The following is a 24,136-nucleotide window of genomic DNA, read 5'->3' on the forward strand; positions in this document are numbered from 1 at the left end:
CTTGCGCGGAGCGACCGGGCGCGGGCCTGTCACATCGCTCCTTTCGCTCAGTTCGTTGGAGTACGGGCGGTGTAACCACCGCTGAAGACCGGCGGTCTCCCACTCTGTCAACGGGCCTCGCACTTACGCAACAAAGCTCGACCAGCGCGCTCACAGCCCATCCGGCACCAGACACGGCGCCAGTACATCTACCGCGACCAGACATTTTGCAGCACAACCGGTTACGACGTACCGCGAACGACTCTGAAGCCCGAGCCGACCATGGCGACGTGAGACACGGTCTCGCATGGTGAACACGGATAATTCTGCAGAAATACCGATGCGACACAACTACCTATGTGACGAACATACGTATACATCGCGATACCGAGCGTCGAACGTACGCATTGATATCAGCCGATGAATCCAACGGAAAAGGGTGAATGCCGAAGGGTATTCGACAAAACGGAGGATGCTATGAAGTCGACATCGAAGGTGGCCGTGGTCGCCGGGTTGATGGCAGCGGGTGTGCAAGTGAGCGGCATCATCGCGCTTGGACACGCGGACGGCGCGGGTCGGGTGGTGACCGTCATCGCGGGCCACGCGGACCAAGTCGCCGACGACGACGCGACCGACCGAGCGACCCCATCGGATTTCGTACCAGTCGGGCGCTACCAGTCGGCGCCACCCGTCTGGACGGAACCGACACCCGCGGAGGCCCCGAGCAAGGCCCGATGAATTCTGTTGTGTCGCCGAGACATACCGTCGATGCCATTGTGGTTCCCGCATCCCGTCCCGGCGGGTACGTGCAGGCGGACTGCCAGCTGGCGGAGGGTCTTGGTTGCACCCTTGTGGTGTTGTGCAGCCAGGAAATCCGCGCGAAGAAGGTCATGGAGCTGGTCGACACACCCCGAACCGAAGTTGTCGCTCTCGACTTCGACCGCGACCACAGCGCGCCGATCCGCAATGCCTTCGGTACTTCGGAGTTGTTGCTGCACACACCATTCCACAACGACAGCGAAGCAAGCGCCAAACGCAATACGGCGATTGCCCTGTCCCACCTCACCGGATGGAACACAGTCTTCTTTCTCGATGACGACGTCGTGATCGACGATCCCGACCATATTCGAAGCGCCGCAGCGCTGTTGGACAAGTATGCGGTGACCGGACTGACAGTGCACACCTTCCCCGACCTCTCGGTGGCCACGCACGCGTACCGAAGACTCGGTGGGCAGGCCAAACCATTTCTCGCAGGTGGTGTCTTGATGACCGCTCCACGGCGCCGGAAGTCGTTCTTTCCGGAGATATACAACGATGATGCGTTCTATCTGCTCGACGAGCACTCCTTTCCACCCCTTGCCCTAACAGGACTGGCGACCCAGGACGAATACGATCCTTTCGACGACCCGGCCAGGGCGATACAGCAGGAGTTCGGCGAGGTGATCGCGATCGGCCTGCATTACCGAACGCGCGTCGGCGCCAAGCCACACGAGGCCGATCGCGATTTCTGGCGGGACTACCTGCCGATCAGGCGCCGTTTCCTCGACCATCTCTCGACGGAGTACCACGCTCGGATGGATACCGAGCCCGACAGCGCGAAGATCATCGCAGCCATTCAGGCGGCCATGGACACGCTATCGCTCATTACGCCGGCCTTCTGCACCGCATACGTGGACGCCTGGCTGCGCGACCGCACATCGTGGATCCGCTGTCTGGACAGTATATCCGACAAGCGAATGACCACTGTCGACGCGGTAGCCGAACTGGGCCTTCCGGCGCTGGTGCTGTCATGACGAGCCGCGATGCCAACATCGACTTGAGCTTTCGAGAAAAAGACCGACGTCTCGCCGACCGCATCCGAGCGAACAAACTGTTCGGTGATTTCGACCTGGAAACCTGGGTTACCGAACACGTCGGGAGTCTTCGGTGGAACTCGGTCCTCGACATCGGTTGTGGCGATGGCAACCACCTGGGGATCTATCTCGAGAACGGCCCGTCCACACGCCACGTCGTCGGCCTCGATCGGGATGCCGCGTTGTTGGAGCAAGCGCGGAAACGCTACGGCGACGCCGATGGACTGGAACTGCTGCAGCATTCCATGGACGACCCACTCCCCTTCGCCGACACCACATTCGGACTCGTCATGTCTGTCTTCGCAATCTACAACGCCCGAAATCCCGCCACCACGCTGCAGGAAATTCACCGTGTCATGCAACCGGGCGCACGCCTGACCCTTATCGGCCCGACTGTTGACAACGGCAAAGAACTCTACGAGTTCAACGAGCGCCTCACCAGCCAGCGAATCGACGAGCGGACTCTCGCACGATCCCAGCGCCTTGTCGACGAATTCCTCCCCATCGTCCACAAGATCTTCGACAGCTGCGAACACAACGTGATCGAAGCGAAACTGACCTTTCCCGACCGACACGAGTTTCTGCGGTACTACACCTCGACGATGCTGTACGAGGAGACCGCCGAGGGACGCGGCTATTCCCCGTCCGCCATGGCGGATGCCTGCTCGTCCACCCACAATCTTCGGCTATCGAAGGAAACTGTGGTGATCACCGCACAGAAGGACTGACGAGAGGCGGGCCCGCGGCGAGCCGGTGCGATGGCAGCGAGTCACCGCGATCTGACTTCAGCATCGCCACATCGTCGGCGACTCGGACGAATTGTGCGATCACTACCTGCTGCAACGAGTACCCCGGATAGGGATAGAGCTGCAAGGATGTTTCCGTGTATCCGCCGCTGTGATTCAGTGCGCGCACAGAAATCTTCGCGGATTCACCGGATTGCACCAGGGCGGCGGTCGAATCCCATTACCTACCTGGGAAAGACGACCGGTAGAGCCGACAAGGCTCGGTGAAATGGACCGGGTCGCCAGGTCAGCTTCTCGGCGGGAACCGCCAGCCGCATACCGGGCAAGGCGTCTAGGAGCTGGTCGATGGCGTCTTGGGCGATCAGGTACGCCGCCGTGCGGGCCGGACACGCGTGCGGTCCGGCGCTCCACGCCAGATGTGAACGGTTGCCGATGTGTTCACCGGCGCTGATCGCGGGATCGTTGTTGCATGCGGCCATACTGATCACGACCGGCTGATGCGCGGGCAGCCAGACGTTGTCGATCAGAATCGGCTGGCGCGGGTAGGTGACGCAGAAGTTCGCCATTGGCGGATCGGTGAACAAGACCTCGTCGAGCGCGTCGCGGGTGGATAGGCTGCCGCTGAGGATTCCGCCGCCGAATCGGTCATCGGTGAGCATCAGCAACAAAGTGTTGACGATCAGGTTCTGCTGTGGCTCGATCCCGGCGCCGTAGAGAACGACGAGTTGGTGGATCAACTCCATGTCGTCGAGCTTGCTGGGGTGGTGCAGTAGCCGGCTGGCGATGTCGTCACCCGGTTCGGCGCGTTTGAGCTCGATCAACCGCGCCAGCGCCGCGGCCAGCAGCACATTGCCCTGTTCGGCGTCGATACCGTCGAACAGCGCCGCAATGCCGGCCGCCACCTCGTGCCCGATCTCGGGTGGGCAGCCGATCATTGCGTTGACGACCGCGAAGGCGAGTGGAAAGGCATACTCCTCGACCAGCTCAACCGTTGCCGCCCCGAGGAAGCTATCGATCAGCGGGGCGGCGAGACGCTCAACCGTGGCGTGCAATGCGTGTAGATCGACCTCGCCGATGCTCGCGGTATTGGCCTGTCGGTAGCGAGCATGCTCGATTCCGCTGCTACGCAACGCATTCGGACGCCATTCCAGAACCGGCAGCACCGGGCACTCGGCCGGGATCGTTTGCTGCCAAGCCCGAGGATCGGCCGGAAAGTGCTCCGGGTCGTGCAGGATTCGTATCGCGGTGCGATATCCGATCACCAGAGTGGCGGGCACCCCGGGGGCCAGATCGACCGGCACCAGGGCGCCATAGCGCCGACGCATCTCCCGGTAGAAGCGGTGTGGATCCGCGGCGAATTCTGTACTGAACAACGCAACCCGCCGATCGTCGGGATCGACCGGTGATTGATGGTGTGGAATCGGACTGGTCACCATCGCTCTTCCTGGACGTCACAATATGCTGGGTTGGTTCTTTTCTGGCTGCTGAGCACGTGTGCGAGTTCGGCAGCCGTGGGGCGCAGACGGGCATCCGGTGACAGACCTGCTTCCAGGACGTCCCGCAGATCGGCGGATAACGCGGACGAACTTGCCCTGCCCGTCGCGGCGAATACCAATGCAGCGGCGAGCGCGAGCACGTCATCGGCAGGGCGGGACAGGTATTCGCTGGGCGCTGACCTTTCCCCGGCGATCTTTCTGAAATCGATACGGTCGAAGGCACCAGCCGCGGGCCGGCGAATGTCAGCTCTATGGACATCGGTGACACCGCACCATGGATACGCCCAGTTGCATGCAATCTGGCGAGGTGGCGCGCAAGAGCAGCGCCCACCGCCCGCACAAAGGGCTCGGGCAACGGCCCGAATTCGGAAATCATCTCATATAGCGGGGCCCTGACCGGCGCTTCGGACCCACCGACCCCATCCATCCGCGCGCTACGCTATCGATCGGCCAACCGCGGCCTTTTGAACCAACGACCCGCCGAACCCTGGCACAATAGTACCACAATGACAAATGCGGCAATCAAACCGATAGGCCCCGGCGAATAGCGCACGATATTCATGCCGGGATGCTCGTGCATAGCAATACTGGAGTTAGCCTGAACCGAGCCGAGTGCGATCAACGACTGCAGGATCGCCAGCACGATTGCCGCGACACGAACCCCGTTGCCGCCGCGGCGGAAGAATAAAGCGACGATAGCCAGGATCCAGAAGAAGAGATAGCCCGTGCTGTTGGCCCCCGCAACATAGGAATCACGGAAGGCAGCGAGGCCGACGGTTCCCACCACACCGATAATGGCGAAGATATTGATGATCCACCGCGCCGCACGGACGGTTCCAGGCAACGTCGGAAAGGCTTCTGACCGCTCATACATGTGTTGTGCACATTTCACCGGGTTGCACCGATCTTATCGACATTCTGTCGCTTTCCTGCCGACAGACCTGTTACAACAGTTCGCGATCGGAGTGACTGCACAGCAATCCCCGATACTCAGTTGACTCGATCGATGATCGTCGACTAGGTAGATGACGCACATCGGTAATTCACAAAGATCATGCACTGGCCAAGCCGTTCGAGGATCCAGCCATAATGGCTCGAGCCGCTCTCGATCAGTTCTCGCAGGAAGCAGAGGGGACAGACGGGGTCGAAAGGAGCTGTCGTCTGTGTTCGAGCAGTGAGTTCAGGTTGCGGCGGTGTCCTGTCCGGGGCGGCCACCGCGATCGCCGGCTGCAGACCGAGCGCCACAGAGATCGCTCCGGCGGCAATGATTTTCGCCACGACACGATACACGAGATCCTCCACTCCGATGAGATGAGCGCCGACGGCATCAAGGTCGACACCGCCGACCAACCCAAGCCAGTTCTCGGACACGTCACTCCTGTTGCCCCCGCTGGCGCACCTGCCGGTTGTGCAGGGACGCCGCCGATATCGGGCGACAATGTGATCCTTCTCGAATAGGTAGAGGACAAACATCAGTATTGTCGGCGCGCTGAGTCGATTCATGCCGACACCACAAGATTTCCCCTCTGTGTCGTGGTGTCGCAGGCCGGGGCTCCACCGATTGGTGGATGGGACGGACTTTCCGGTTGGCCCGCTCCCACCATCGACCGGTGGCGAAGTTTGACCGGGTCGGCGGATGTGCGCCGCTGTCTCGCCGCCCGGCCGTGACCGTCAGAAGACGCCACCGCCGGCGCCGAGGTTCTGCCCGGTGACCCAGCGCCCCTGATCCCCGGCGAGGAAGACCGCCACGTCGGCGACGTCCTCGGGTTGGCCGACCCGGCCGAACGCCGACATGCCCGCGGCGACTTCGCGGTCGCGGTCGGGCAGCAGGTCCGTGTCGGTGAAGCCGGGAGACAGGGCGTTGACGGTGACATCACGCGGGCCGAGCTCACGGGACAGCACGCGGACGAACTGCTCCACGGCAGCCTTGGTGCCGAGGTAGAGCGAGGTCTCGGTGAAGAACATCCGCGTGCCGCCGGTGGACGTGGCGATGATCCGCCCGCCGTCACGCACACGCCGCGCGGCCTCCTGCATGGTGAAGAAGGCGCTCTTGGCGTTGGCAGCGAACAGCTTGTCGAACTCCTCCTCGGTGCAGTCGACCACCGGCTTGATCACGACATCGGCTGCATTCGCCACCACGATGTCCAGGGCGCCGAACACCTCCTCCGCGCGGTCGAAGAGGCGCTTCACCTCGGTAGGCTTGGCAAGATCACCCTGCACGGCGATTGCCCGCCCACCCTGTTCGAGGATCTCCTCGACGACCGCGTTCGCCTTCTCCTCGTTGCGCAGGTAGCCGACGACGACGGCCGCGCCGCGAGTGGCGAGCCGGACCGCGATGGCGCGCCCGATCCCACGCGAAGCCCCGGTCACGATGGCTGTGCGCCCGGACAGATCCGTATGCATGGTGTCCTTACCTTTCTTGCAGGGATCGAGCCAGCTGTCCGCAGGCTTCGAATTGCCCAGGAGCGACGGGTCTGGCTTCCATGTTGAGCCGAGGTTCATAGCCGAAGGAAATGGCCGCCGATCGTTCCGCGACGGTCGAGCTGTGCATCCTTACCGCCGCCCGACCCGACCCGACCTGGCCTGGCCTGCGACCGCACCGTGCGATCAACCGACTGCGCGCCACACTGCTCGAACACCTCCCCGCCCTGAAACGCGCCTTCGACTACAGCGCTGATCCTGCTGTCGGGCCACAACACCCCCAATAGGTTGCGTGCCCTCGGCATGCAACGGCTGGCGGCTTGGCTGCGAGAACATAAGGCGCGCAACGCATCCGCAGTCGCAGCGACCGTCCCCGCAGCCGCTGATGCCCAGCACACGATCGTAGCGGGGCAAGCGATCGCCGCGGCGATAGTGGCCGAGATAATCCTGAACATGCCCGTTTCGGCCCCCTGCTCAACGCGGAATTCGGCACCGCCACCGGCGATCTCGCCGTGGTCAACCGCAATGTGAGCCCTCGATTTCGGCAGCCGGGTCGAGACAACGCCCCGTTGACGCGCACTTGTATAGCTCGGCCTCCAGCCGATCAGGACACCGACAGCACCTCGTGCACGCGTGACCGGCGCAACACGGCGAAGGTGATCAACAGGTTGAAGATCACCACCACCGCAAGAACGACCACAGCGGCAACGACGAATGCCATGGCACTCCCAGCTTGTGAATATCGGCCCGGCTCAGGTGAGGGCCCATTTGAACTCGGGGGCGGTGGGTTGCCCTCCGGACGGCTGCTTCAGCATCAGGTCATTGAATTGCGTGGCCAGGTACCATCCTGAATGTTGGCGCGGCGAGAATGCTACTTGCGGCGGATTGACTGTCCCGCCTCCCGCCCAGTCCATCTCCTGACCGCCGTCGCACGAAGCGAGGCCGATCGAGGTCGAGCTGCCCGCGGGTCCACCGATGAGGCACAGGCTGGGCTGGTCGGCCAGTTGGAGGCGTGCCCAGCCGTCGGGGGTTCTGATGAAATTGAAGACGTTCGACGACGCGGGATTACAGGTCGTACCATCCAGCCCCTTGTCGAGCCAGATCCGTGTTTTGTCGCAGTAAATGCATTGTCTGCCGTGGCCAGGCCAATCGGCCGGATTGTAGAGCTGGAATTGTGACGGGAACCCAGCTTCCAGGCATTTCCCGACGGGCCCGGATCGGGTGAATCCGTAGGCGACGCAACAGCGGCCGGAGCGGACAGACCGAACGCCGCGACCAACGCGGCGGCAACCGACGCGATCGACCTGGTTTTCACACCGACTTGCCGCATTCGAATACTCATCTACTTGATTCCGATCGTTTGGTTGTGAATGACAAATCCCAAAGTTTCCGGCCGACTGCCGCACGGCCAGGAGTGCGCAGATCCAACCGCCGATCAACTGCCACTGCGCACACCTGGCCGCGTCCCAAAGAGATCATCGCGTCATAGGTAGGTGCGAAACATCGGTAATTCCGTCGGAGATCCTCCCTGTTGTCATCCACCACACCCTGCAAGTGATGCCGATATCAGGCAATCTCGGTGGCCCGCTGCCTGCAGGTCGACTGCCACGTGCTGCGCGATTTTATTGCGCGGCTTGGCTTCTCGGTCGACTATTCCTTTGCGAGCTCGGCGTTCGCCGTACAACCGGTCTTTGAGGTTGGTATCTTTGTGGGTCGGCAGGAAAACCTGGTGCCCCAAGGTGAATCGGTCGATGTCGCGGGTCGCGTTCTGCTGCTGAGCCGGATAGAAAATACGCACTTCCCCAATAGCGCGGCGTGTGGCTGGCCTCCGAGGGAAGGAGGCCGGTCAGCCTGCCTGTCGGAAGTCGGCGCAGCAGCCGCGGCGCCCGGAATGACATCGCGACATGTCGCGCGCGGGGAGTAATCGCGATAGCCTTCCCGCGTGCGAACCCTGATGTGGGAGGGCATCGATGAGCCTCGAATCGAAATCGTCCGAGTGGACTCCCTGGATCGGGCACGCGGTACTCAGCTCGGGCTCGTTTACGAATTGCGTTGGGAGCTGGACGGTTCCGAGTTGATCGTCGACATCGGTGACGGGCCGGTACGTCACCGTCCGGACGGAGCGGACTATTTCGACCTTCAGCATTCCGCGTTCTTCAACACGTTGCCCGTGGTGGGAGACCGGCTGCTGGACACCGCCGAACCACGCGACTACATCATGCGGTTCGTCTCTGTTCCCGAGCTCACCGCCACGCTCGCCACGCAGCGATACGAACCGGTGGGCGACCGCACGGTGCACTTCTCCTCGGGTGACTACGAGGCCGATATCGACTTCGACGACGACAGCTTCGTCCTGCTTTACCACGACTACTTGCGACGTCTGCGCCGTGGTGACAATTGGGAGACAACGGCGACCAGCGACAGCTGGGTAATCACCCAGCAGATGAAATGGGACGCCCTGACAGCTCGGGCTCGCACGTTCGAGATCGCTACCTCCTGGGCTCCTGCCGATCTCCACGAAGATGCGCGGACGCCCGAACATCGGTCGGTGATTCGGTTCATTTCCGGCCGAGTGAGGTTCACCCACGTTCGCCGACGCTCTCCCCCAGCTACTGATCACTCTTGAGCATTCCCTGGATCGGGTCGACGACCTCACGCTGCTCTGCGCACAGCGCGCCGTCGGCACCGACTCCACGAGCGAACCCGCAACCATTAGACCCGCGCACACATGAGCGATCGGCAAACTCGTCATCCGCGGACTCGCACAAACCCGACGACCACAACAACGCGCGGCGCTTCTGGATGTAGTCGACGCACTAGTCTTTCGAGGCTCCTACGGAATCAACCAACTCATCTCCGACTCCGAGAGACGGTGATCAGACCACACCGCAACGCCGGGGACGGCACGCACCACAGCAGCAACGAGGCCGGATACGACGGAAAATCAGGGCGGTGGCGTGGCCATAGCTGGTAATCGGCTTCAATCTGTTACCAACCGGCCAACAGGAAACCGTCGGTCAGACCCTTCCCATCTTCACAGTGCCCCGCAGAGGGCACCAACCCTGCGACCCATCTCCGCGGCTCAGCGGGTGTACCTGACCCGCACATCGCTTCCGGATCGCCGAAGAAACCGAAAACGTGCAGGTCAAACAGTTGCCCTGGTACGCGTGTCGGAGGACGCACCTGCGACACTGCGGACCAGAACCAATACGCCGCCGCCACTATTCGCCGATGACCAGCAGTTTTCGCTGGGATACCACGTGTGCGTAGTGGTCAAGTCCCCCTCCGGACACCAGTGCTAACCACACAAGGGTTGGCTAACACTGTGGCGATTTGCTGTCGATGGTCGTAGTGAATCTCGACGTTGAGCGCGGTGTAGAGCGCGATCTTGTCCTCCGGTGCGCCTGCGTTGAGGACCGCTGTCATGTCGCCCAGCGAGTCGATCAGCTTGTTGAACTGAGCGGCCGTCAGCATGACGGTCTGTGGAATCTGCTCCATTTCGGCTTGGGCGATTGCCTTTTCGGCTTGCGCGGCGTTCATGGTCTCGACCAGGGCGAACGGGTCAACTCCTGCCTCGATGGCGCTGCGGTGCCGCGTCAGCTTGGTCTCGGCCGCATTGATCTTGGCGCGCAGCATCTCGCGGCGTTGGTTGCCGTTGTCGTGGTTTTGGGCTTTGACCAGCTTCGCGACGGTGTGATCACGGTTGGTCCGGTTGAACAGCCCGCTGAGCCAGTCGTTGAGTGGGCCGATGATGTGGGATTCGCGTAGGTTCACTGTTTTCGGGTGGTCGGCCAGGGCCGGGCTTCCGGGTGCCAGGGTGCGGGCGATGCACCGGTAGTAGATAACGCCGTGCACGACCTCGGCCTGCATCTTCCTTCCACAGCAGTCGTGGCGGATCCGCCCGCGCAGCTGATAGGGCCGTGGCAGCCGCGTTTGCCGGCCTCGCTCCAGCTGACCGCGGGAGCGGTTACCGCTGCCGGCCTTGGCGCGCCGGATCAGATGCGCCTCGGTGAAGACCTCCACTGACACGATCTTGGGGTGCGCCGGTCGACGTGACCGGACGATGCGATCAGCGCGGGATCGCCGAAACCGCACCACATGCCCCGCGGCCACATCATCCGGGTCCAGAAGTTCCTCGACCTTGGACCATCGGCCGAACACCCCATAACCGGTGTAGCGGGGATTCTGCAGGATCGCCGAGACAGTGGGAGCCTGCCAGCCGTCACCGGCGCGATGGCGGTTCTGCTCCGGCCGATGCGCGGAAGGACACGGGATGCCGTCGCGGTTGAGGCCGATGGCGATCGCCTTGTCACCGGCACCAGCGATGTATTCGCGGAAGATGCGTTGCACCACCGCCGCCGTCAACTCGTCGATAGCGAGGATGCGCAGTTTCAGGCCCGCGGCCGCGCGGCTCGGGTTCGGGTGCGGCGGGCCGTCGATCGTCACGTAGCCATAGGGTGGCCGACCGCCCTGATGGCGTCCCTCGTTGAGGACCTGAGCGTCCATCGCCGAGCGAGTGCGTTGCTGAACTTGCTGGCGTTCGGACTGGCTCATCCCGCCGAGCATGCTCATCATCATGTTGTGCGCGGTGTTGTGCGGACCGTACTGACCACCCAGCTATGGCACCCAGATCCCGACCCCGTAGGCGTGCAAACGCGGTGCGACCAGGCTGAATTGATTACCGAACCAACAGCGTTGCCCCTCCCCGACCACGATCGCCGACCAGCCACGCTCCCGGTTCTTCAGATCCGCGAGCAGCCGACCCGCGTGCGGACGCCGATCCCACGGCACCGACCGGGATTGCCCGGTATCGAAATACGTTTGGGTGATCCGCCCCGGAGCCAGCGCGGTGGCCTTGGAGTACTGCCAGTTCAACGAGGTTTCCGGGTCCTGGTTGTCCTCGGTCGAGCAGCGACCCAGAAACGCGAACCACCGGTTCGAGTCGAACTCCTCTCCGGTGACCTCGATGCCGAGCAGCTCGTCGAGCATCACCCGCCATCTAGCCCTCTCCTTCCTGCCCAGCCGGCAGCCTGATTCTTGAATTGGTTGTGCGCCAGCATGATCCCAGCAGGACTCTCGCCACCGCCAGGTTCACCTCGGGGAGTTCTAAAGAACTCCATCGACACCTCGCCACGGGGCCACTGTCGTGGCACGACACCGGCACCTGACCATCCTGCGATCTTTCCCACGACGGCCAACCCAATCTCTATCGCGGACCCAATGTCATCGAACGTCGTTGTGCACCAGTCAATCCAGCGATCCACGTATTGGTATTCGCTGCCCGACCCCAGCTGCTGAGAGACCCGTGTTGAATATCTTCGGAATCGAGCAGCGCCCACATAACGCGAACCATTGGTCAGCGCCGCTTCCGGCGGTTTCGGGGACGATTTCGCGCGGCTCGTCGAGAAGGGCGCATCCGTTCGACTTGGTCGGCATCGTTCTCTGTCTCGCTGGAATGTTCGCGGGCATGTCGAAGTAGAAGCTGAAGCAGCACCCGGGCTGCCTGGTCGGTGAGCTCGGGCGGGCTGTCGGGACAGACGACTCCAATGATGCCAGGATCCACGGCACTTGAGTTAACCGCTCGGTTGCTGTGGTTAGCGCACACGATCGACACCGGAGCTCTGAAAGCCTGTTGTGGGACTGCAGATTGCGGGTCGCTCAGATTGCCCGCAGCCGTGCCGCAACGGTTGGCGGGCACCGGTCGAGGCAATAGGCGCAACCGCCGCAGGCAACGCGGGGGCTAGATCGGCGACCGCATCGCGGCTCAGTTCGACAGACAGGCAACTAGCGGCGTAGACCGGGCCTGCGCCGCCGCGGCCCAGACGCCAACCCCACATCGCCCAGGTTGGACCCGTGCCCGGCGGTGGCACAGGAACGCCGCCAGATCCTCTCGCCGTTACGGCGTGGCCCGCTCGTTGACGCTCGGCTGGCCACGCTTATGCTAGACTATCGACTTTCGATAGATTCGCATCGCAACTCGATAGAAGGACGGGACCATGGGAAAGCTGGCAGTACGTGCGCTCCGCGCCGTGCTCATGGTGGTACTCGCAGGCACCATGCTCATACAGGCTGGGATGGTGTGGGTGTTGGTAAGCGGGAGCGACCCGGAGGACGGATCGCGCCCACTGACCGCGTTCCGCGTCATGACGATCCTGGGGATGGTGTCGGTCCAGGTCGCCCTTGTCTGCGTATTGCAGCTGGTGACGATGGTGCGCCGTGGAACCGTGTTCTCCCACGCCGCCTTCCGTTACGTGGACGTCGTGATCGGCGCGATCGTATCGGCTGCCCTCGTGTGGTTCGCGGTTACGGCCATCAATGCGCCGGACCAGCGGGACGACCCAGGTGTCACCATCATCATGGCCGGGATCGGCGTGGCCATCCTCGGGGTCGCGCTCATCGTGTACGTACTGCGAATGCTGCTCGCTCAGGCCGTCGTGCGCGATGTCGAAGCGGCGCAGCTGCAGGCCGAGCTGGACGAGGTGATCTGATGCCGATCGCCGTCGACATCGACGTGATGCTGGCCCGGCGGAAGATGTCCGTCGGCGAGCTCGCGGACCGCGTCGGGATCACTCCCGCCAACCTGGCGGTACTCAAGAACGGCCGCGCCAAGGCGGTGCGCTTCTCGACGCTCGCCGCCCTCTGCGAGGAACTCGACTGCCAGCCAGGCGACCTGCTGCGCTGGGAGGCCGAGCCAGCGCGGGTCAAGGCCCCTCTGGGATCGCCCGGCGGCTTCGTCACTGCCCCGCCACCACCGCAGCCCCGTCACGACGATGCCTTCTGACCCGACTCGCGATCCGCACGTGAACACGCTCGGAGAGCTGCGGGTGATCGGCGCGCGTGCTGTCGTCCGCAGTGATGTCGTGACGACGGTCGGGCGGTTGAGCACAAAGCTGGCTGAGCCGTGGACGCTCAGCTCGCTAGCTGGCGAGGTCCATCTGTCGCGCTCTCAGCCTGTCCGCTCGTTCGACGCCATGGTCGGGATGAGCCCGATGGCGTATCTGCGGCGGACGCGAGTCGAACGGATGACCGCCGGCTGTTGACCACTGACCGGAAAATAGTCCGTGGTGACCGGCATGGCGGAGCCACTCGGCGGAGCCGGGTTGTTCGTTTGAAGCGTGGTCAGGCGGCGGGTTCGAGGGTGACGCGGTAGCCCATCGCAGCTGCGCGACGTGGTTGCGGGTCCTGCGTTCGGTGTTGATGCGGGTGGCGTGGTAGTCCGCGCCGAGGTCGCGGAACCGAGTCGTGGTGTCGTTGAGCAGGTTCCAGATGATGACCAGGATCGAACGTGCCACCGCGACAATGGCTTTGAGCTTGCCGCGGCGCTTGACGATACGACGGTAGCGTTCACCGAGAAAGGTGCTGGTTTTGTCGGCGGCCGTGGCGGCCTCGCCGAGCGCACCTTTCAGGTACGGGTTGCCCTTGCCGGTTTTACCGCCCGCTGCGCCGGCCCGGACTGGATGGTGCGTGGACACAGTTTCGCCCACGACACCAGGTGGGCGGCGGTCGGGAATCTGGTCATGTCGAGGCCGATTTCGGCGATGATGGCTTGGGCGAGTCCCGCGCTGATGCCGGGGATCTCATCGAGCCGTTAGACCGTGCTCGGTTCGCCGACCGCGTCGCGAGACCGATTCGCACCGTCGGCGTCGCTGCCGCTGGCACTGTCGGGTTCGGGCTCCATCGCTGAGAGCAACCCCTCGATGCGAGTGGTGAGTGTGGCGATCTGGGTGGCGAGGGTGTCGATCTGATCGAGCAGCATCCGGTCAGCTCGGCGTGGTGATCGTCGAACCGGCCGTCGAGCGCCTCGATGAGGTCGGCGTGTTTGTGTTTCATCCTGCCGCGTGCCAGACCGGCGAGCCGACGCGGATCGCGTTCACCGGCGATCAATGCCTCGAGCATGTCGCGCACCGAAAGCGTGTCCATCGTCGAGGCCACCGAGGACACCTTGATCGAGGCATCCTCGAGCAGTTTCTCCAACCGCTGCCAGTACCGCGTGCGTTCCCGGGTCAGATCGACCCGCAACCTGGTGTAAGGGCCGGTGGTACGAAACTGGGCCGCAGCAAGCCCTCGGTGAGTTTGGCCAACCACACCGCGTCCAGCTTGTCGGTCTTGGGCCGCCCCTGCACGTTTCTTCACATCCCGGCTGACCAGCTGCACCGAAAGTCCCGCCGCCTCCAGCACATAGAACCAGATCCGCCACTCGGGTAGCGACGGCGCATTACTGCGCCGTCGCCCCCTAGGAACCGGGCGGGCGGGATTTCCCCGCACCCGGCTCGGGCAAGCCCTGAAGGCTCGTGGCAGGTAGAAGCGCTGGTCGGCTGCCGCTGTCGCGGGTGAGGCGACGCTGGCAGCCGGTGTGGATCAAACCGGAATGTGGTAATCCCGTCCGGTGTGCTCGGGTCGGTGCCGCTGGTGATCGCGTGTCTGCGGATCGCCGTGCGGGTCACTGTGGACCACTGTTCCCACTCGTCGGGGGTTTGCGGTTCGCAGTCGGCGTGCAGCAAGAGCCCACCGCAGAGCGGACAGCGACCGTTCTGCGCGATCAGCGCGCGCAACCGGCCGCGGTCCAGCGGTGGCTTCTTGCGGCCACGCCGCCAAGCCCAGTACTCGGCCAGGGCCGGGTCATCAGGTGATGCCCAGCCTTTGACCATGGTGTGCCGCACAATCTTGGCCCAGGAGAACTTCAGGAGATAGGCGCCGGTGTCCCGGTCGCCGAAAACCCATCGGTCGCTCCTGGCGGGGTGGAATTTGCCGAAGTACCGGTTGACGATCCAGCGTTTCGGCTTGTGCGGGTGACGGAACTTCACCCCCTTGTAGGTGAGGTTCCACATGTGGTCGTCCAGCGCGTCGAATGTCTTGCTGGACACCACGATCCGGTAGTAGGCGGTCCAGCCCCGAATGATGGGGTTGAGCCGTTGCAGGACCGCTTCGGCGTTGGCCCCTCGCAGGGCCTTCATCTCGGCGGACAACCGCGCCCGGATCCGTTTGACCGCCGCCTTGCTCGGTTTGATCAGCAGCTTGCCGTGGTAGCGGCGGGCATGGAACCCCAGGAAATCCACACCGCCCTCATCGATTAGGTGATGCGGGTCTTGTCCTCGTTGAAGACCAGACCCCTGGGCGCCAGCCACTGGGCCAGCCGCGCCTTGACATCCTCGGCCTGCTGCCGGGAATGACAGAAAGCGAGAAGATCATCGGCGTATCTGATCACCACCGGTGAGCCCGGCACCACGCTTCCGGCATCTCGATGCCCGGCGGTGCGGTAGCGGACTCTGGCGGCCTGCTCCATCCCATGCAAAGCCACATTCATCAGCAACGGACTGATGCAACCACCCTGCGGGCTACCCCGCTCGGTGGACAACAGCCGACCCTGATCGAGCACGCCCGACCGCAACCATTTGCCGACCATCCGCCGGGCCGGGAAACTCCCCAGTGAACCCAGTAGATGATCATGATCGAGGTTGTCGAACGAAGCCTCGTCTTACTACGGTCCTCGAGGACTTGCCCGCGGCGGTGAGGATCATGCGGTCTCGTCATCCTCTGGAGGGTCGGTTGTTGCCGGTCCTGGGCGGCATGCATCGTCACGCCGTGCTGGAGTTGCTGTTGGTGCTGCCCGACGGCAGCAAGTCGCTGATGCCGGCCGCTTGGACGGACATGAAACCGGGCGATGTCACCGAGTTGCGGCGGCTCGCAGCCGACGGCAACTGCGATGCATCCGACATTCTGGCCGAGCTCGCCGAAGAGTAGCGCAACGACACGGAACAAGCGCCGGTGACGGTCGGCCAGCGCTCTCGGATTCCGCTGGTTTGACACGAAGTTGTTGTGGCTCAGCGACTTTCGCGAGACTAGATGCGCGACGCCGAGTTGTCCCGTGCCACGAGAAGTAGGATCACCCAAGCCGCAACGGCGCCTTGGTGATCCGCCCACTGCACCTTTTTGCCCAGCTGAGCAACCGGATCCGCTGGATGCGGGCGGTGACGGCCCGCTGGTCCAGTCACCGCCGACGGCGAGGTGGTCGCCGGTTCGCGATCGCCGAAATCGCGTGCGGCTTCTGCTGGCGACGGGCCGAGTCTCAGATGACGGTGGCCAGTTCGATGACGATCCTGCCGACGACACTGGCCAAGCTCGGCGCCATCGCCGAACGCCGAGCCGAGCGCCGTCACCGGCCCGCGCGGACGCCGAAGGACGGGCGGATTACCGCCGCGCTGACGCGTGGGATCGACCGGCGACCGGGTCGCACGTTGCTGCTCGCGGTCCTGGTGATGCTGGCTGGGGCTGGCCGCGCCGATCCTGGGCATGAGGATCACCGACATGGGGCCGGAGACCCACCCGCGCGAACTGGCGGCCATGCGCACCTACGATCGGTTGACCGGTGTGTATCCCGAGGTGAAGTCGATCCACCAGGTCGTTGTGCGCGGGGCTGGACCTGCGGTGACCGACGCTCTCTCGTCAAACTCGAGGACGATCGAGACTGTTCAGCCGACCCGACTTTGTCTCGGTGCAGAACAAACTTTGTATCAATTCTTCGAAAGTCGATACAAGGGCGACAAAGTCGGGTTGAATTCGTGCCAACGGAAGAAAGAAGGACCTGATGCGGATCGCGGTTCGACCCGAAAATGCCCACCAGGTGCGACTATTGCGGCTGCTGCGCGATCACGGCCCGCAGTCGCGGTCGGAACTGGGCCGCCCGATGGGGTTGTCCCGGTCCAAGCTCGGGGTGGAACTCGATCGCTTGGCCGAGCTCGGACTGGTGGAGGCGGGCGGCCTGGCGGCGTCCAGCGGCGGACGCCGCTCGGCCATCGCCCGGCTGGCCTCGGACCTGCGCTTCGCCTCGGTAGACATCGGGGCCACTTCCATTGATGTCGCGGTGACCGACGGCGAATTACGTGTTCTCGCCCATCTTTCCGAGCCATGCGATATCCGGCAGGGCCCAGCTGCGGTGCTCGAGCGGGCGCTGGATCTGATCGGCAAACTCCGCGACGACCATACGATGACCGGGCGACTGCACGGTGCGGGGATCGGCGTGCCCGGCCCGGTGAGCTTCCGCGATGGTATGCCGGTGACGCCGCCGATCATGCCGGGCTGGCACCGCTTCCCGGTGCGTGAGGTAGTCGCGCAGGAACTGGGTTGCCCGGTGCTGGTGGACAACGACGTGAATATCCTGGCGCTCGGCGAAATGCAGGCCGGTTCGGCGCATTCGGTCGACGACTTCCTGCTGGTCAAGGTCGGCACTGGGATCGGCTGCGGGATCGTGGTCGATGGCAGAATCTATCGCGGCGTCTCCGGCAGCGCGGGCGATATCGGCCATATCCGGATCAGCGATGACGGACCGGTCTGTGCCTGCGGCAACAGCGGTTGCCTCGAGGCGTACGCGGGCGGTGGGGCCCTGGCCCGGGATGCGCTGGCCATGGCCCGCGCTGGGCGATCGGCGTTCCTCGCCGAACGTCTGGCGGGCGCGGGCGCGCTGACCGCGGTGGATCTGGCCGATGCCGCCGCGGCGGGAGATCCGGTGGCGGTAGCCATGATTCGCGAGGCCGGCGCCCGTCTCGGCACCGTGCTCGCGGGGTTGGTCAGCTTCTTCAATCCCGGGCTGGTGGTGATCGCCGGGGGTATCGCCGGATTCGGGCATCCACTGCTCGCGGAGATCCGCAGCGTGGTTTACCGCCGGTCGCTGCCGCTGGCCACCGGCAATCTGCCGATCGTGCTGTCGGAGCTCGCCGAGCTCGGCGGAGTGATCGGCGCGGCGCGACTCATCAGCGATCACGTATTCAGCGTCGCCTGATCTGCGGCGCCGGACAAGGAGGCCTGGCCATGGAGACCGTGCTGACGATGCGTGGCATCGTCAAAGAATTCCCGGGCGTGCGTGCCCTCGACCACGTAGATCTCGAGGTGCGGGCCGGGGAGGTGCACTGCCTGCTCGGTCAGAACGGCGCAGGTAAATCCACGCTGATCAAGGTCCTGTCCGGCGCGCATCAGCCCGACGACGGTGAACTGCGCTGGCTCGGCGAACCCGTACGCCTATCCGGTCCCGCCGCCGCCACCCGGCTGGGCATCGCCACGATCTACCAGGAATTGGATCTGTGCGACGGACTGAGCATCGCCGAGAACATCTTCCTCGGCCACGAGCTGGCCCGCGCCGGATTCACCCGCCGAACTCCGGCTGCACGCGCCACCACCCGTCTGCTCGGCCGCCTCGGCCATGCCGAACTGCGACCGGACACGGTCGTCGGCACATTGGCCGCCGCGGCCAAGCAGGTCGTCAGCATCGCGCGGGCCCTGTCCTATGACGCACGCCTGATCGTGATGGACGAACCCTCGGCGGCGCTCGGCAATGACGAGGTGGCCAACCTGTTCCGCATCATCGAGCAGCTGTGCGCGGAAGGTGTTGCGGTCGTGTACATTTCGCACCGCCTCGAGGAGATCCGGACGATCGGTGACCGAATCACTGTGCTCAAGGACGGCCGCACCGTCGCGGCTGGACTGCCCGCCCGAATCACGAGCACCGAGGACGTGGTGTCTCTGATGACCGGGCGTGACCTCCAGGATTCGGTCGCTCGGTCCCCGCGCGGCGCGGCGTCCGCGGAGGTGCTGCGGGTGACGGGACTCGGGCTGTCCGGCCGGTTCCACGATCTGTCGTTCGCGGTGTACGCAGGGGAGATCGTCGGCCTGGCCGGCCTGGTCGGGGCGGGGCGTTCGGAAATCCTTGAAACGATCTACGGTGCGCGGCGTCCGTCGGCCGGACAGGTGCTGCTCGGTGGCCGCTCGATACGGCCCGGCAGCACCACCGCCGCGGTGGCCGCCGGAATAGGACTCGCGCCCGAGGAGCGTAAATCGCAGGCGCTGTTTCTGCTGCAATCGGTGGGCCGCAACATCTCGGCCGCCTCGTTGCCGCGCTACTCGCGATTCGGCTGGTTCGACCGCCGTCGGGAACGTGCCGAAACCGGCGCGTCGCTCGCCCACGTCGGGATCCGTCCGGCCGATCCCGCACACCCGGTGCGTGAACTGTCCGGCGGCAATCAGCAGAAGGCGATCCTTGCCCGCTGGCTACTCGACGACTGCACAGTGCTGTTGCTGGACGAACCGACTCGCGGCGTCGATGTCGGTGCGCGTGCAGACGTGTACGCACAGATCCGCCGACTGGCGGATCAGGGTGTGGCGGTACTGCTGGTTTCGAGTGATCTGCCGGAACTACTCGGGCTATCGGACCGGGTGCTGATACTGCGCGACGGCGCGATGATCCACGCGGCGCCTGCGGCCGACCTCACCGAACACGACATCATCACCAGGATCATGGAAGGGAGCGCCTTGTGAGTGAGGTGCAGACACCGGCAGCGCCCCCCGCCGGCGATCGACCGGCGACGGGCGGCGCGGCCGTGAATCACAAGGCGCGCCGCGAGATTCGCAAACACGCGACTCTGATCATCGCACTGCTGGCATTACTGCTCGTCGGTGCGCTGACCAAGGGCGCCGATTTCCTCGGCACCGGCAATATCGTCACCATCCTGACACTGGCATCGGTAATCGGCGTGGTCACGGTCGGAATGACCTTCGTGATCATCGGTGGCGGTATCGACCTGTCGGTTGGTGCGATCATCGCGCTGGCCTCGGTCTGGTGCACCACCACCGCGACCCAGTCCTACGGTGTGATCGGAATGGTGTTCAGCGCACTGCTGGTCGGCGCCGGTTGCGGACTGTTGAACGGGGCGCTCGTCGCCTACGGCCGACTGGTGCCGTTCATCGTCACGCTGGCAATGATGGTGGCCGCGCGCGGACTGGCCGAACAGATCTCGGGCCGCCAATCCCAACTCGTCACCACCGATCTGCTCGCCCTGGCGCAGAACCGGGTGTTGGGCATCCCATTGCTGGTCTACCTGTTCCTTGTGGTCGTGGTAATCGGCTGGATCGTATTGGAGCGCACCACCTTCGGCCGTCGCAGCTTCGCGGTGGGCGGCAATCCAGAGGCGGCCAGGCTGGCGGGCATCGACGTCCGCCGCCACACATTGCTGCTCTACGCCATATCCGGACTGTGCTGCGGGATAGCGGCGATAATGCTCACCGCCCAGACCACCACCGGCGCAAGTACCAACGGCCAACTCTACGAACTCGACGCCATCGCCGCGGTGGTCATCGGCGGAACGCTGCTCAGCGGCGGATTCGGCACCATTACCGGCTCGATCCTCGGGGTGCTGGTCTTCACCGTTATCGAGGACCTGTTCATCCTCAACAATCTCGAACAACCGATCCAGGCGATCGGCAAGGGCGCGATCATCGTCGCGGTCCTGCTGTTCCAGCGTTTCGGTCGCACCCGGGCCGTTCCCACTCTCACCTGATCGCCTTCACGCACAAAGGAATACGATGAGCACCACCCACTCCCTCCCCCGTCGCGGTCTCCTGCTGACCGGTCTCGCGGCCACTTCGGGTGCCCTCGTGGCGGCCTGCACGTCCAACAACACCTCCTCCAATACCCAGGTCGCGGGCAATACCGGCGACAACGCGGCCGCTGGGCAGCAGGTGAAGGTCGGCTTCTCCGCACCCTCCGCCGATCACGGCTGGACCGCGGCGATCACGCGTAATGCCAGGGCCCAAGCCGAGGGGTTCAGCGATGTGACACTCAATGTCACCGAGGGCACCAACGACGTCGCCCGCCAGATCGAGCAGGTGCAGTCGCTGATCAATCAGAAGGCCGATGTCCTCGTGGTGCTGCCGTTCGACGGCAACGCCCTCACCGAAATCGCGAAAACTGCTATGGCGGTGGGTATTCCGGTGATCAACCTGGATCGGAAATTCGCCTCGGCGCTGGCCTACCGCACCTGGATCGGCGGCGACAACTACGGCATGGGCGTCAACGCGGGCAACTTCATCATCCGCAAGATGCGCGATGCGAAAATCGCCGATCCGGTGATCGTGGAGGTCGCCGGAATCGACAATCTGCAACTCACCCAGGAACGTAGCCGCGGCTTCCAGGATGCGCTCAGCGCCGCCGGATTCCGCATCGCCGCACGACAATCCACGGATTTCACCGCGGCTGGCGGGCAGCAGGTGGCCAGCCAGATGCTGCAGGCGGTGAAGAGGATCGACGCTATGTGGAACCACGACGACGATCAAGGCATCGGCGTGCTTGCCGCGATCCGACAGGCCAACCGAGCGGGCGAATTCGTCATGGTCGGCGGCGGTGGTTCGGCCCAGGCCATGAAGGAGATCCAGGCTGGGAACTCACCATTGCAGGCGACGGTGCTCTACAGCCCCTCCATGGCCTCTTCGGCGGTCGCGCTGGCCCGGCTGCTCGGCCAACGCAAGGCCCTCGGCGATCTCGCCGAACACGATGTGCCCGCACAGATGACGACCTTCTCCCCGGTGGTCACCAAGGACAACGTGGACAAATACCTGGCCAACGGCTACTGACGCCGGACCCGAACGGAGCACGATGACCTCGACAAACCGCCCGACACTCGGTATCGGCCTGGTCGGTCATGCCTTTATGGGCCGGGCGCACTCCCATGCTTGGCGCAGTGCGGACGCGTTCTTCGACCTGCCGTGGCGGCCGGTTCTCTCGGTGCTCGCGGGTCGCGATACCGAGCGAGCGACGGCCGCCGCCACCCGGCTCGGCTGGGCGAACGCTGTGGGTGACTGGAAGGACCTGCTCGAGCGAGACGACGTCGACCTCATCGATATCTGCACTCCCGGTGACAGCCACGCCGAAATCGCTGTTGCCGCACTGCAAGCGGGCAAGCATGTGCTGTGTGAGAAGCCCCTCGCGAATACGGTGGCCGAGGCCGAAGCCATGGCCGCCGCGGCCGAGCGAGCCGCCCGCCGCGGGATACGGTCGATGGTCGGCTTCACCTACCGTCGCGTGCCTGCGCTGGCGCTGGCCCGGAACCTGGTGGCGCAGGGGCGGATCGGTGCGATCAGGCATGTGCGCGCGCAGTATCTGCAGGACTGGCTCGCTGATCCGGAGGCGCCGCTGAGCTGGCGGCTCGATCGGCGGCGAGCCGGGTCCGGTGCGCTCGGCGATATCGGCGCGCACATCATCGACGCCACCCGGTTCGTGACCGGGGAGACGCTTACCGGAGTGTCGGCACTGCTGGATACCTTCGTCACCGAACGTCCGCTTCCGGACGGGCCGGGTAATGGACCTGTCACGGTCGACGACGCCGCCTTGTTCCTCGGGCGGCTCTCCGGCGGGGGGCTGGCCTCCTTCGAGGCCAGCCGGGTAGCCGCCGGACGCAAGAACGCATTGCGCCTCGAGCTCAACGGAACTCGTGGCAGCCTGGCCTTCGATCTGGAGGCTATGAACGAGCTGTGGTTCCACGACCACACCGAGGAACCGGCGACCGCCGGATTCCGACGCATCCTGGTCACTGAACCACAGCACCCGTATGCCGGACGCTGGTGGCCGCCCGGGCACGGGCTCGGCTACGACCACTCTTTCACCAATGAGATCGCTGACCTGGTCATCGCGATCGCGGCGGGCAAGGACCCCGAGCCCACCTTCGCCGACGGGCTCTCCGTGCAGCGGGTGCTGGCGGCGGTCGAGGCGAGCGCGGCCGACGCGGGCCGGTGGACCGCAACCACAGGAGCACAAACATGAGACCGATCACACTGTTCACCGGCCAGTGGGCAGACCTTCCCTTCGAGCGGGTGTGTCGACTGGCGGCCGACTGGGGCTACGACGGGCTGGAAATCGCTTGTTCGGGCGATCACTTCGAGGTCGACAAGGCAATCGCCGACCCGAATTACGTGACCGCTAAACGCAAGATGCTCGAACAGCACGGACTCCAAGTGTTCGCGCTGTCCAATCACCTTGTGGGCCAGGCAGTCTGCGATCACCCCATCGACGAGCGGCATCGCGCCATTATTCCGGCGCGCATCTGGGGCGACGGCGAGCCCGAAAGCGTGCGCCGCCGCGCCGCGGTGGAGATGACCGATACCGCCCGGGCGGCAGCCGAACTCGGCGTTTCTACGGTCGTCGGATTTACCGGATCGAGTATCTGGCATACCGTCGCGATGTTCCCACCGGTGCCGCCGGAGACCATCGAACGTGGCTATCAGGATTTCGCGGATCGGTGGAATCCGATCCTCGATGTGTTCGACACCGAAGGAGTCCGCTTCGCCCACGAAGTCCATCCGAGCGAAATCGCCTACGACTACTGGACCACAACGCGCGCCCTGGCCGCAATCGAGCATCGCCCGGCATTCGGATTGAACTGGGACCCTTCCCATTTCATCTGGCAAGACCTCGACCCGGTTACCTTCATCCTGGACTTCGCCGACCGTATCTATCACGTCGACTGCAAGGACACCAAGGTCCGCTGCGGCGATGGCCGCCGCGGCCGCCTGTCCTCGCATCTGCCCTGGGCCGACCTACGTCGCGGCTGGGACTTCGTCTCCACCGGCCGCGGTGACGTGCCGTGGGAGGACTGTTTCCGCGCCCTGAACGCTATCGGCTACGACGGACCGATCTCGGTCGAGTGGGAAGACGCCGGGATGGACCGGCTCGCGGGCGCGCCCGAAGCGCTGGCCTTCGTGCGCGGCTACAACGCCATTACGCCACCGGCCACCGCGTTCGACGCGGCATTCGGCGACCATCGGTAAGCAGGCCTCGCCATCCACAGCCATTCCCAGGCAAGCAGTCAGCTGCCGGAAGCAG

At 64.3% G+C, this 24,136-nt stretch carries 22 protein-coding genes and 2 pseudogenes; 15 read left to right on the plus strand and 9 right to left on the minus strand.

Annotation, left to right across the window (positions count from 1 at the left end; translation table 11 throughout):
• Window positions 1-456 precede the first annotated feature (456 nt).
• Genes ACQPXH_RS20535 through ACQPXH_RS20545 form a run of 3 tightly spaced genes read left to right on the plus strand, consistent with a single transcriptional unit; the run spans window position 457 to window position 2,560 of the window.
• Window positions 457-717 (plus strand): hypothetical protein, encoded by a 261-nt coding sequence (locus ACQPXH_RS20535; protein ID WP_433598155.1) that lies wholly within the window; start codon window positions 457-459, stop codon window positions 715-717.
• Window positions 714-1,772 (plus strand): hypothetical protein, encoded by a 1,059-nt coding sequence (locus ACQPXH_RS20540; RefSeq protein ID WP_433598156.1) that lies wholly within the window; start codon window positions 714-716, stop codon window positions 1,770-1,772. Before ACQPXH_RS20535 ends, ACQPXH_RS20540 begins: the two co-directional genes overlap by 4 nt.
• Entirely contained in the window at window positions 1,679-2,560 is an 882-nt protein-coding gene (locus tag ACQPXH_RS20545; protein WP_433598157.1) for a class I SAM-dependent methyltransferase, read from the plus strand. The genes ACQPXH_RS20540 and ACQPXH_RS20545 overlap by 94 nt, the downstream gene beginning before the upstream one ends.
• Before the next feature lie 242 nt (window positions 2,561-2,802).
• On the opposite strand, the gene ACQPXH_RS20550 is transcribed toward ACQPXH_RS20545, so the two are convergent.
• The 4 genes from ACQPXH_RS20550 to ACQPXH_RS20565 form a co-directional block, all read right to left on the minus strand.
• Entirely contained in the window at window positions 2,803-4,014 is a 1,212-nt protein-coding gene (locus ACQPXH_RS20550; RefSeq protein WP_433598158.1) for a cytochrome P450, read from the minus strand.
• Between the two features lie 499 nt (window positions 4,015-4,513).
• Window positions 4,514-4,948 (minus strand): hypothetical protein, encoded by a 435-nt coding sequence (locus ACQPXH_RS20555; RefSeq protein WP_433598159.1) that lies wholly within the window; start codon window positions 4,946-4,948, stop codon window positions 4,514-4,516.
• Between the two features lie 143 nt (window positions 4,949-5,091).
• Entirely contained in the window at window positions 5,092-5,445 is a 354-nt protein-coding gene (locus tag ACQPXH_RS20560; RefSeq protein ID WP_433598160.1) for a hypothetical protein, read from the minus strand.
• Between the two features lie 300 nt (window positions 5,446-5,745).
• Window positions 5,746-6,477 carry an SDR family oxidoreductase gene (locus ACQPXH_RS20565; RefSeq protein ID WP_433598161.1) on the minus strand — a complete coding sequence of 244 codons (732 nt, stop codon included), beginning with the start codon at window positions 6,475-6,477 and terminating at the stop codon, window positions 5,746-5,748.
• Window positions 6,478-6,587: 110 nt separating this feature from the next.
• On the opposite strand from ACQPXH_RS20565, the gene ACQPXH_RS20570 reads away from it, so the two are divergent.
• Together ACQPXH_RS20570 and ACQPXH_RS20575 are read left to right on the plus strand one after the other, a co-directional pair.
• Window positions 6,588-6,782: a hypothetical protein gene (locus ACQPXH_RS20570; protein ID WP_433598162.1), complete on the plus strand. Its 195-nt coding sequence runs from the start codon at window positions 6,588-6,590 to the stop codon at window positions 6,780-6,782.
• Window positions 6,783-8,437: 1,655 nt separating this feature from the next.
• Window positions 8,438-9,121: a putative glycolipid-binding domain-containing protein gene (locus ACQPXH_RS20575; RefSeq protein WP_433598163.1), complete on the plus strand. Its 684-nt coding sequence runs from the start codon at window positions 8,438-8,440 to the stop codon at window positions 9,119-9,121.
• 647 nt (window positions 9,122-9,768) lie between these two features.
• Here ACQPXH_RS20575 and ACQPXH_RS20580 read toward each other — a convergent pair.
• Together ACQPXH_RS20580 and ACQPXH_RS20585 are read right to left on the minus strand one after the other, a co-directional pair.
• Window positions 9,769-11,061, minus strand: coding sequence for a recombinase family protein (locus ACQPXH_RS20580; protein ID WP_433598164.1), 1,293 nt, complete (start codon window positions 11,059-11,061; stop codon window positions 9,769-9,771).
• A gap of 51 nt (window positions 11,062-11,112) precedes the next feature.
• On the minus strand, window positions 11,113-11,484 hold the full coding sequence (locus tag ACQPXH_RS20585; protein WP_433598165.1) for a hypothetical protein: 372 nt from the start codon (window positions 11,482-11,484) through the stop codon (window positions 11,113-11,115).
• 1,007 nt (window positions 11,485-12,491) lie between these two features.
• Here ACQPXH_RS20585 and ACQPXH_RS20590 point away from each other — a divergent pair.
• The 3 genes and pseudogenes from ACQPXH_RS20590 (at window position 12,492) to ACQPXH_RS20600 (ending at window position 13,535) form a co-directional block, all read left to right on the plus strand.
• Window positions 12,492-12,983 (plus strand): DUF2975 domain-containing protein, encoded by a 492-nt coding sequence (locus ACQPXH_RS20590; RefSeq protein WP_433598166.1) that lies wholly within the window; start codon window positions 12,492-12,494, stop codon window positions 12,981-12,983.
• Window positions 12,983-13,180: pseudogene (locus ACQPXH_RS20595) on the plus strand (helix-turn-helix domain-containing protein); the annotation flags it as partial. The gene ACQPXH_RS20590 and the pseudogene ACQPXH_RS20595, both read left to right, overlap by 1 nt.
• A gap of 115 nt (window positions 13,181-13,295) precedes the next feature.
• The gene (locus ACQPXH_RS20600) at window positions 13,296-13,535 is read left to right on the plus strand and encodes a hypothetical protein (RefSeq protein ID WP_433598167.1); all 240 of its coding nucleotides are present in this window, start codon (window positions 13,296-13,298) and stop codon (window positions 13,533-13,535) included.
• 79 nt (window positions 13,536-13,614) lie between these two features.
• Here ACQPXH_RS20600 and ACQPXH_RS20605 read toward each other — a convergent pair.
• The 3 genes and pseudogenes from ACQPXH_RS20605 to ACQPXH_RS20615 form a co-directional block, all read right to left on the minus strand.
• Window positions 13,615-14,691: pseudogene (locus ACQPXH_RS20605) on the minus strand (IS110 family transposase); the annotation flags it as partial.
• Window positions 14,625-15,449 (minus strand): group II intron maturase-specific domain-containing protein, encoded by an 825-nt coding sequence (locus ACQPXH_RS20610; RefSeq protein WP_433603522.1) that lies wholly within the window; start codon window positions 15,447-15,449, stop codon window positions 14,625-14,627. The gene ACQPXH_RS20610 and the pseudogene ACQPXH_RS20605, both read right to left, overlap by 67 nt.
• Before the next feature lie 116 nt (window positions 15,450-15,565).
• The gene (locus ACQPXH_RS20615; protein ID WP_433603523.1) at window positions 15,566-15,931 is read right to left on the minus strand and encodes a reverse transcriptase/maturase family protein; all 366 of its coding nucleotides are present in this window, start codon (window positions 15,929-15,931) and stop codon (window positions 15,566-15,568) included.
• 113 nt (window positions 15,932-16,044) lie between these two features.
• Here ACQPXH_RS20615 and ACQPXH_RS20620 point away from each other — a divergent pair, with 113 nt between their 5' ends.
• From ACQPXH_RS20620 to ACQPXH_RS20650, 7 genes are all read left to right on the plus strand, one after another.
• Complete coding sequence (locus ACQPXH_RS20620) at window positions 16,045-16,236, plus strand: hypothetical protein (RefSeq protein ID WP_433598168.1); 192 nt, start codon at window positions 16,045-16,047, stop codon at window positions 16,234-16,236.
• An 844-nt stretch (window positions 16,237-17,080) separates the two neighbouring features.
• Entirely contained in the window at window positions 17,081-18,271 is a 1,191-nt protein-coding gene (locus tag ACQPXH_RS20625) for an ROK family transcriptional regulator (RefSeq protein WP_433598169.1), read from the plus strand.
• Between the two features lie 29 nt (window positions 18,272-18,300).
• The gene (locus ACQPXH_RS20630) at window positions 18,301-19,800 is read left to right on the plus strand and encodes a sugar ABC transporter ATP-binding protein (RefSeq protein ID WP_433598170.1); all 1,500 of its coding nucleotides are present in this window, start codon (window positions 18,301-18,303) and stop codon (window positions 19,798-19,800) included.
• Entirely contained in the window at window positions 19,797-20,819 is a 1,023-nt protein-coding gene (locus tag ACQPXH_RS20635) for an ABC transporter permease (protein ID WP_433598171.1), read from the plus strand. The genes ACQPXH_RS20630 and ACQPXH_RS20635 overlap by 4 nt, the downstream gene beginning before the upstream one ends.
• A gap of 25 nt (window positions 20,820-20,844) precedes the next feature.
• Window positions 20,845-21,891, plus strand: coding sequence for a substrate-binding domain-containing protein (locus ACQPXH_RS20640; protein ID WP_433598172.1), 1,047 nt, complete (start codon window positions 20,845-20,847; stop codon window positions 21,889-21,891).
• 22 nt (window positions 21,892-21,913) lie between these two features.
• The gene (locus tag ACQPXH_RS20645) at window positions 21,914-23,077 is read left to right on the plus strand and encodes a Gfo/Idh/MocA family protein (RefSeq protein WP_433598173.1); all 1,164 of its coding nucleotides are present in this window, start codon (window positions 21,914-21,916) and stop codon (window positions 23,075-23,077) included.
• Window positions 23,074-24,081: a sugar phosphate isomerase/epimerase family protein gene (locus ACQPXH_RS20650; protein WP_433598174.1), complete on the plus strand. Its 1,008-nt coding sequence runs from the start codon at window positions 23,074-23,076 to the stop codon at window positions 24,079-24,081. The genes ACQPXH_RS20645 and ACQPXH_RS20650 overlap by 4 nt, the downstream gene beginning before the upstream one ends.
• Window positions 24,082-24,136 lie beyond the last annotated feature (55 nt).

It is taken from the genome of Nocardia sp. CA-135953 (assembly GCF_050955735.1).
GTDB lineage: Bacteria > Actinomycetota > Actinomycetes > Mycobacteriales > Mycobacteriaceae > Nocardia.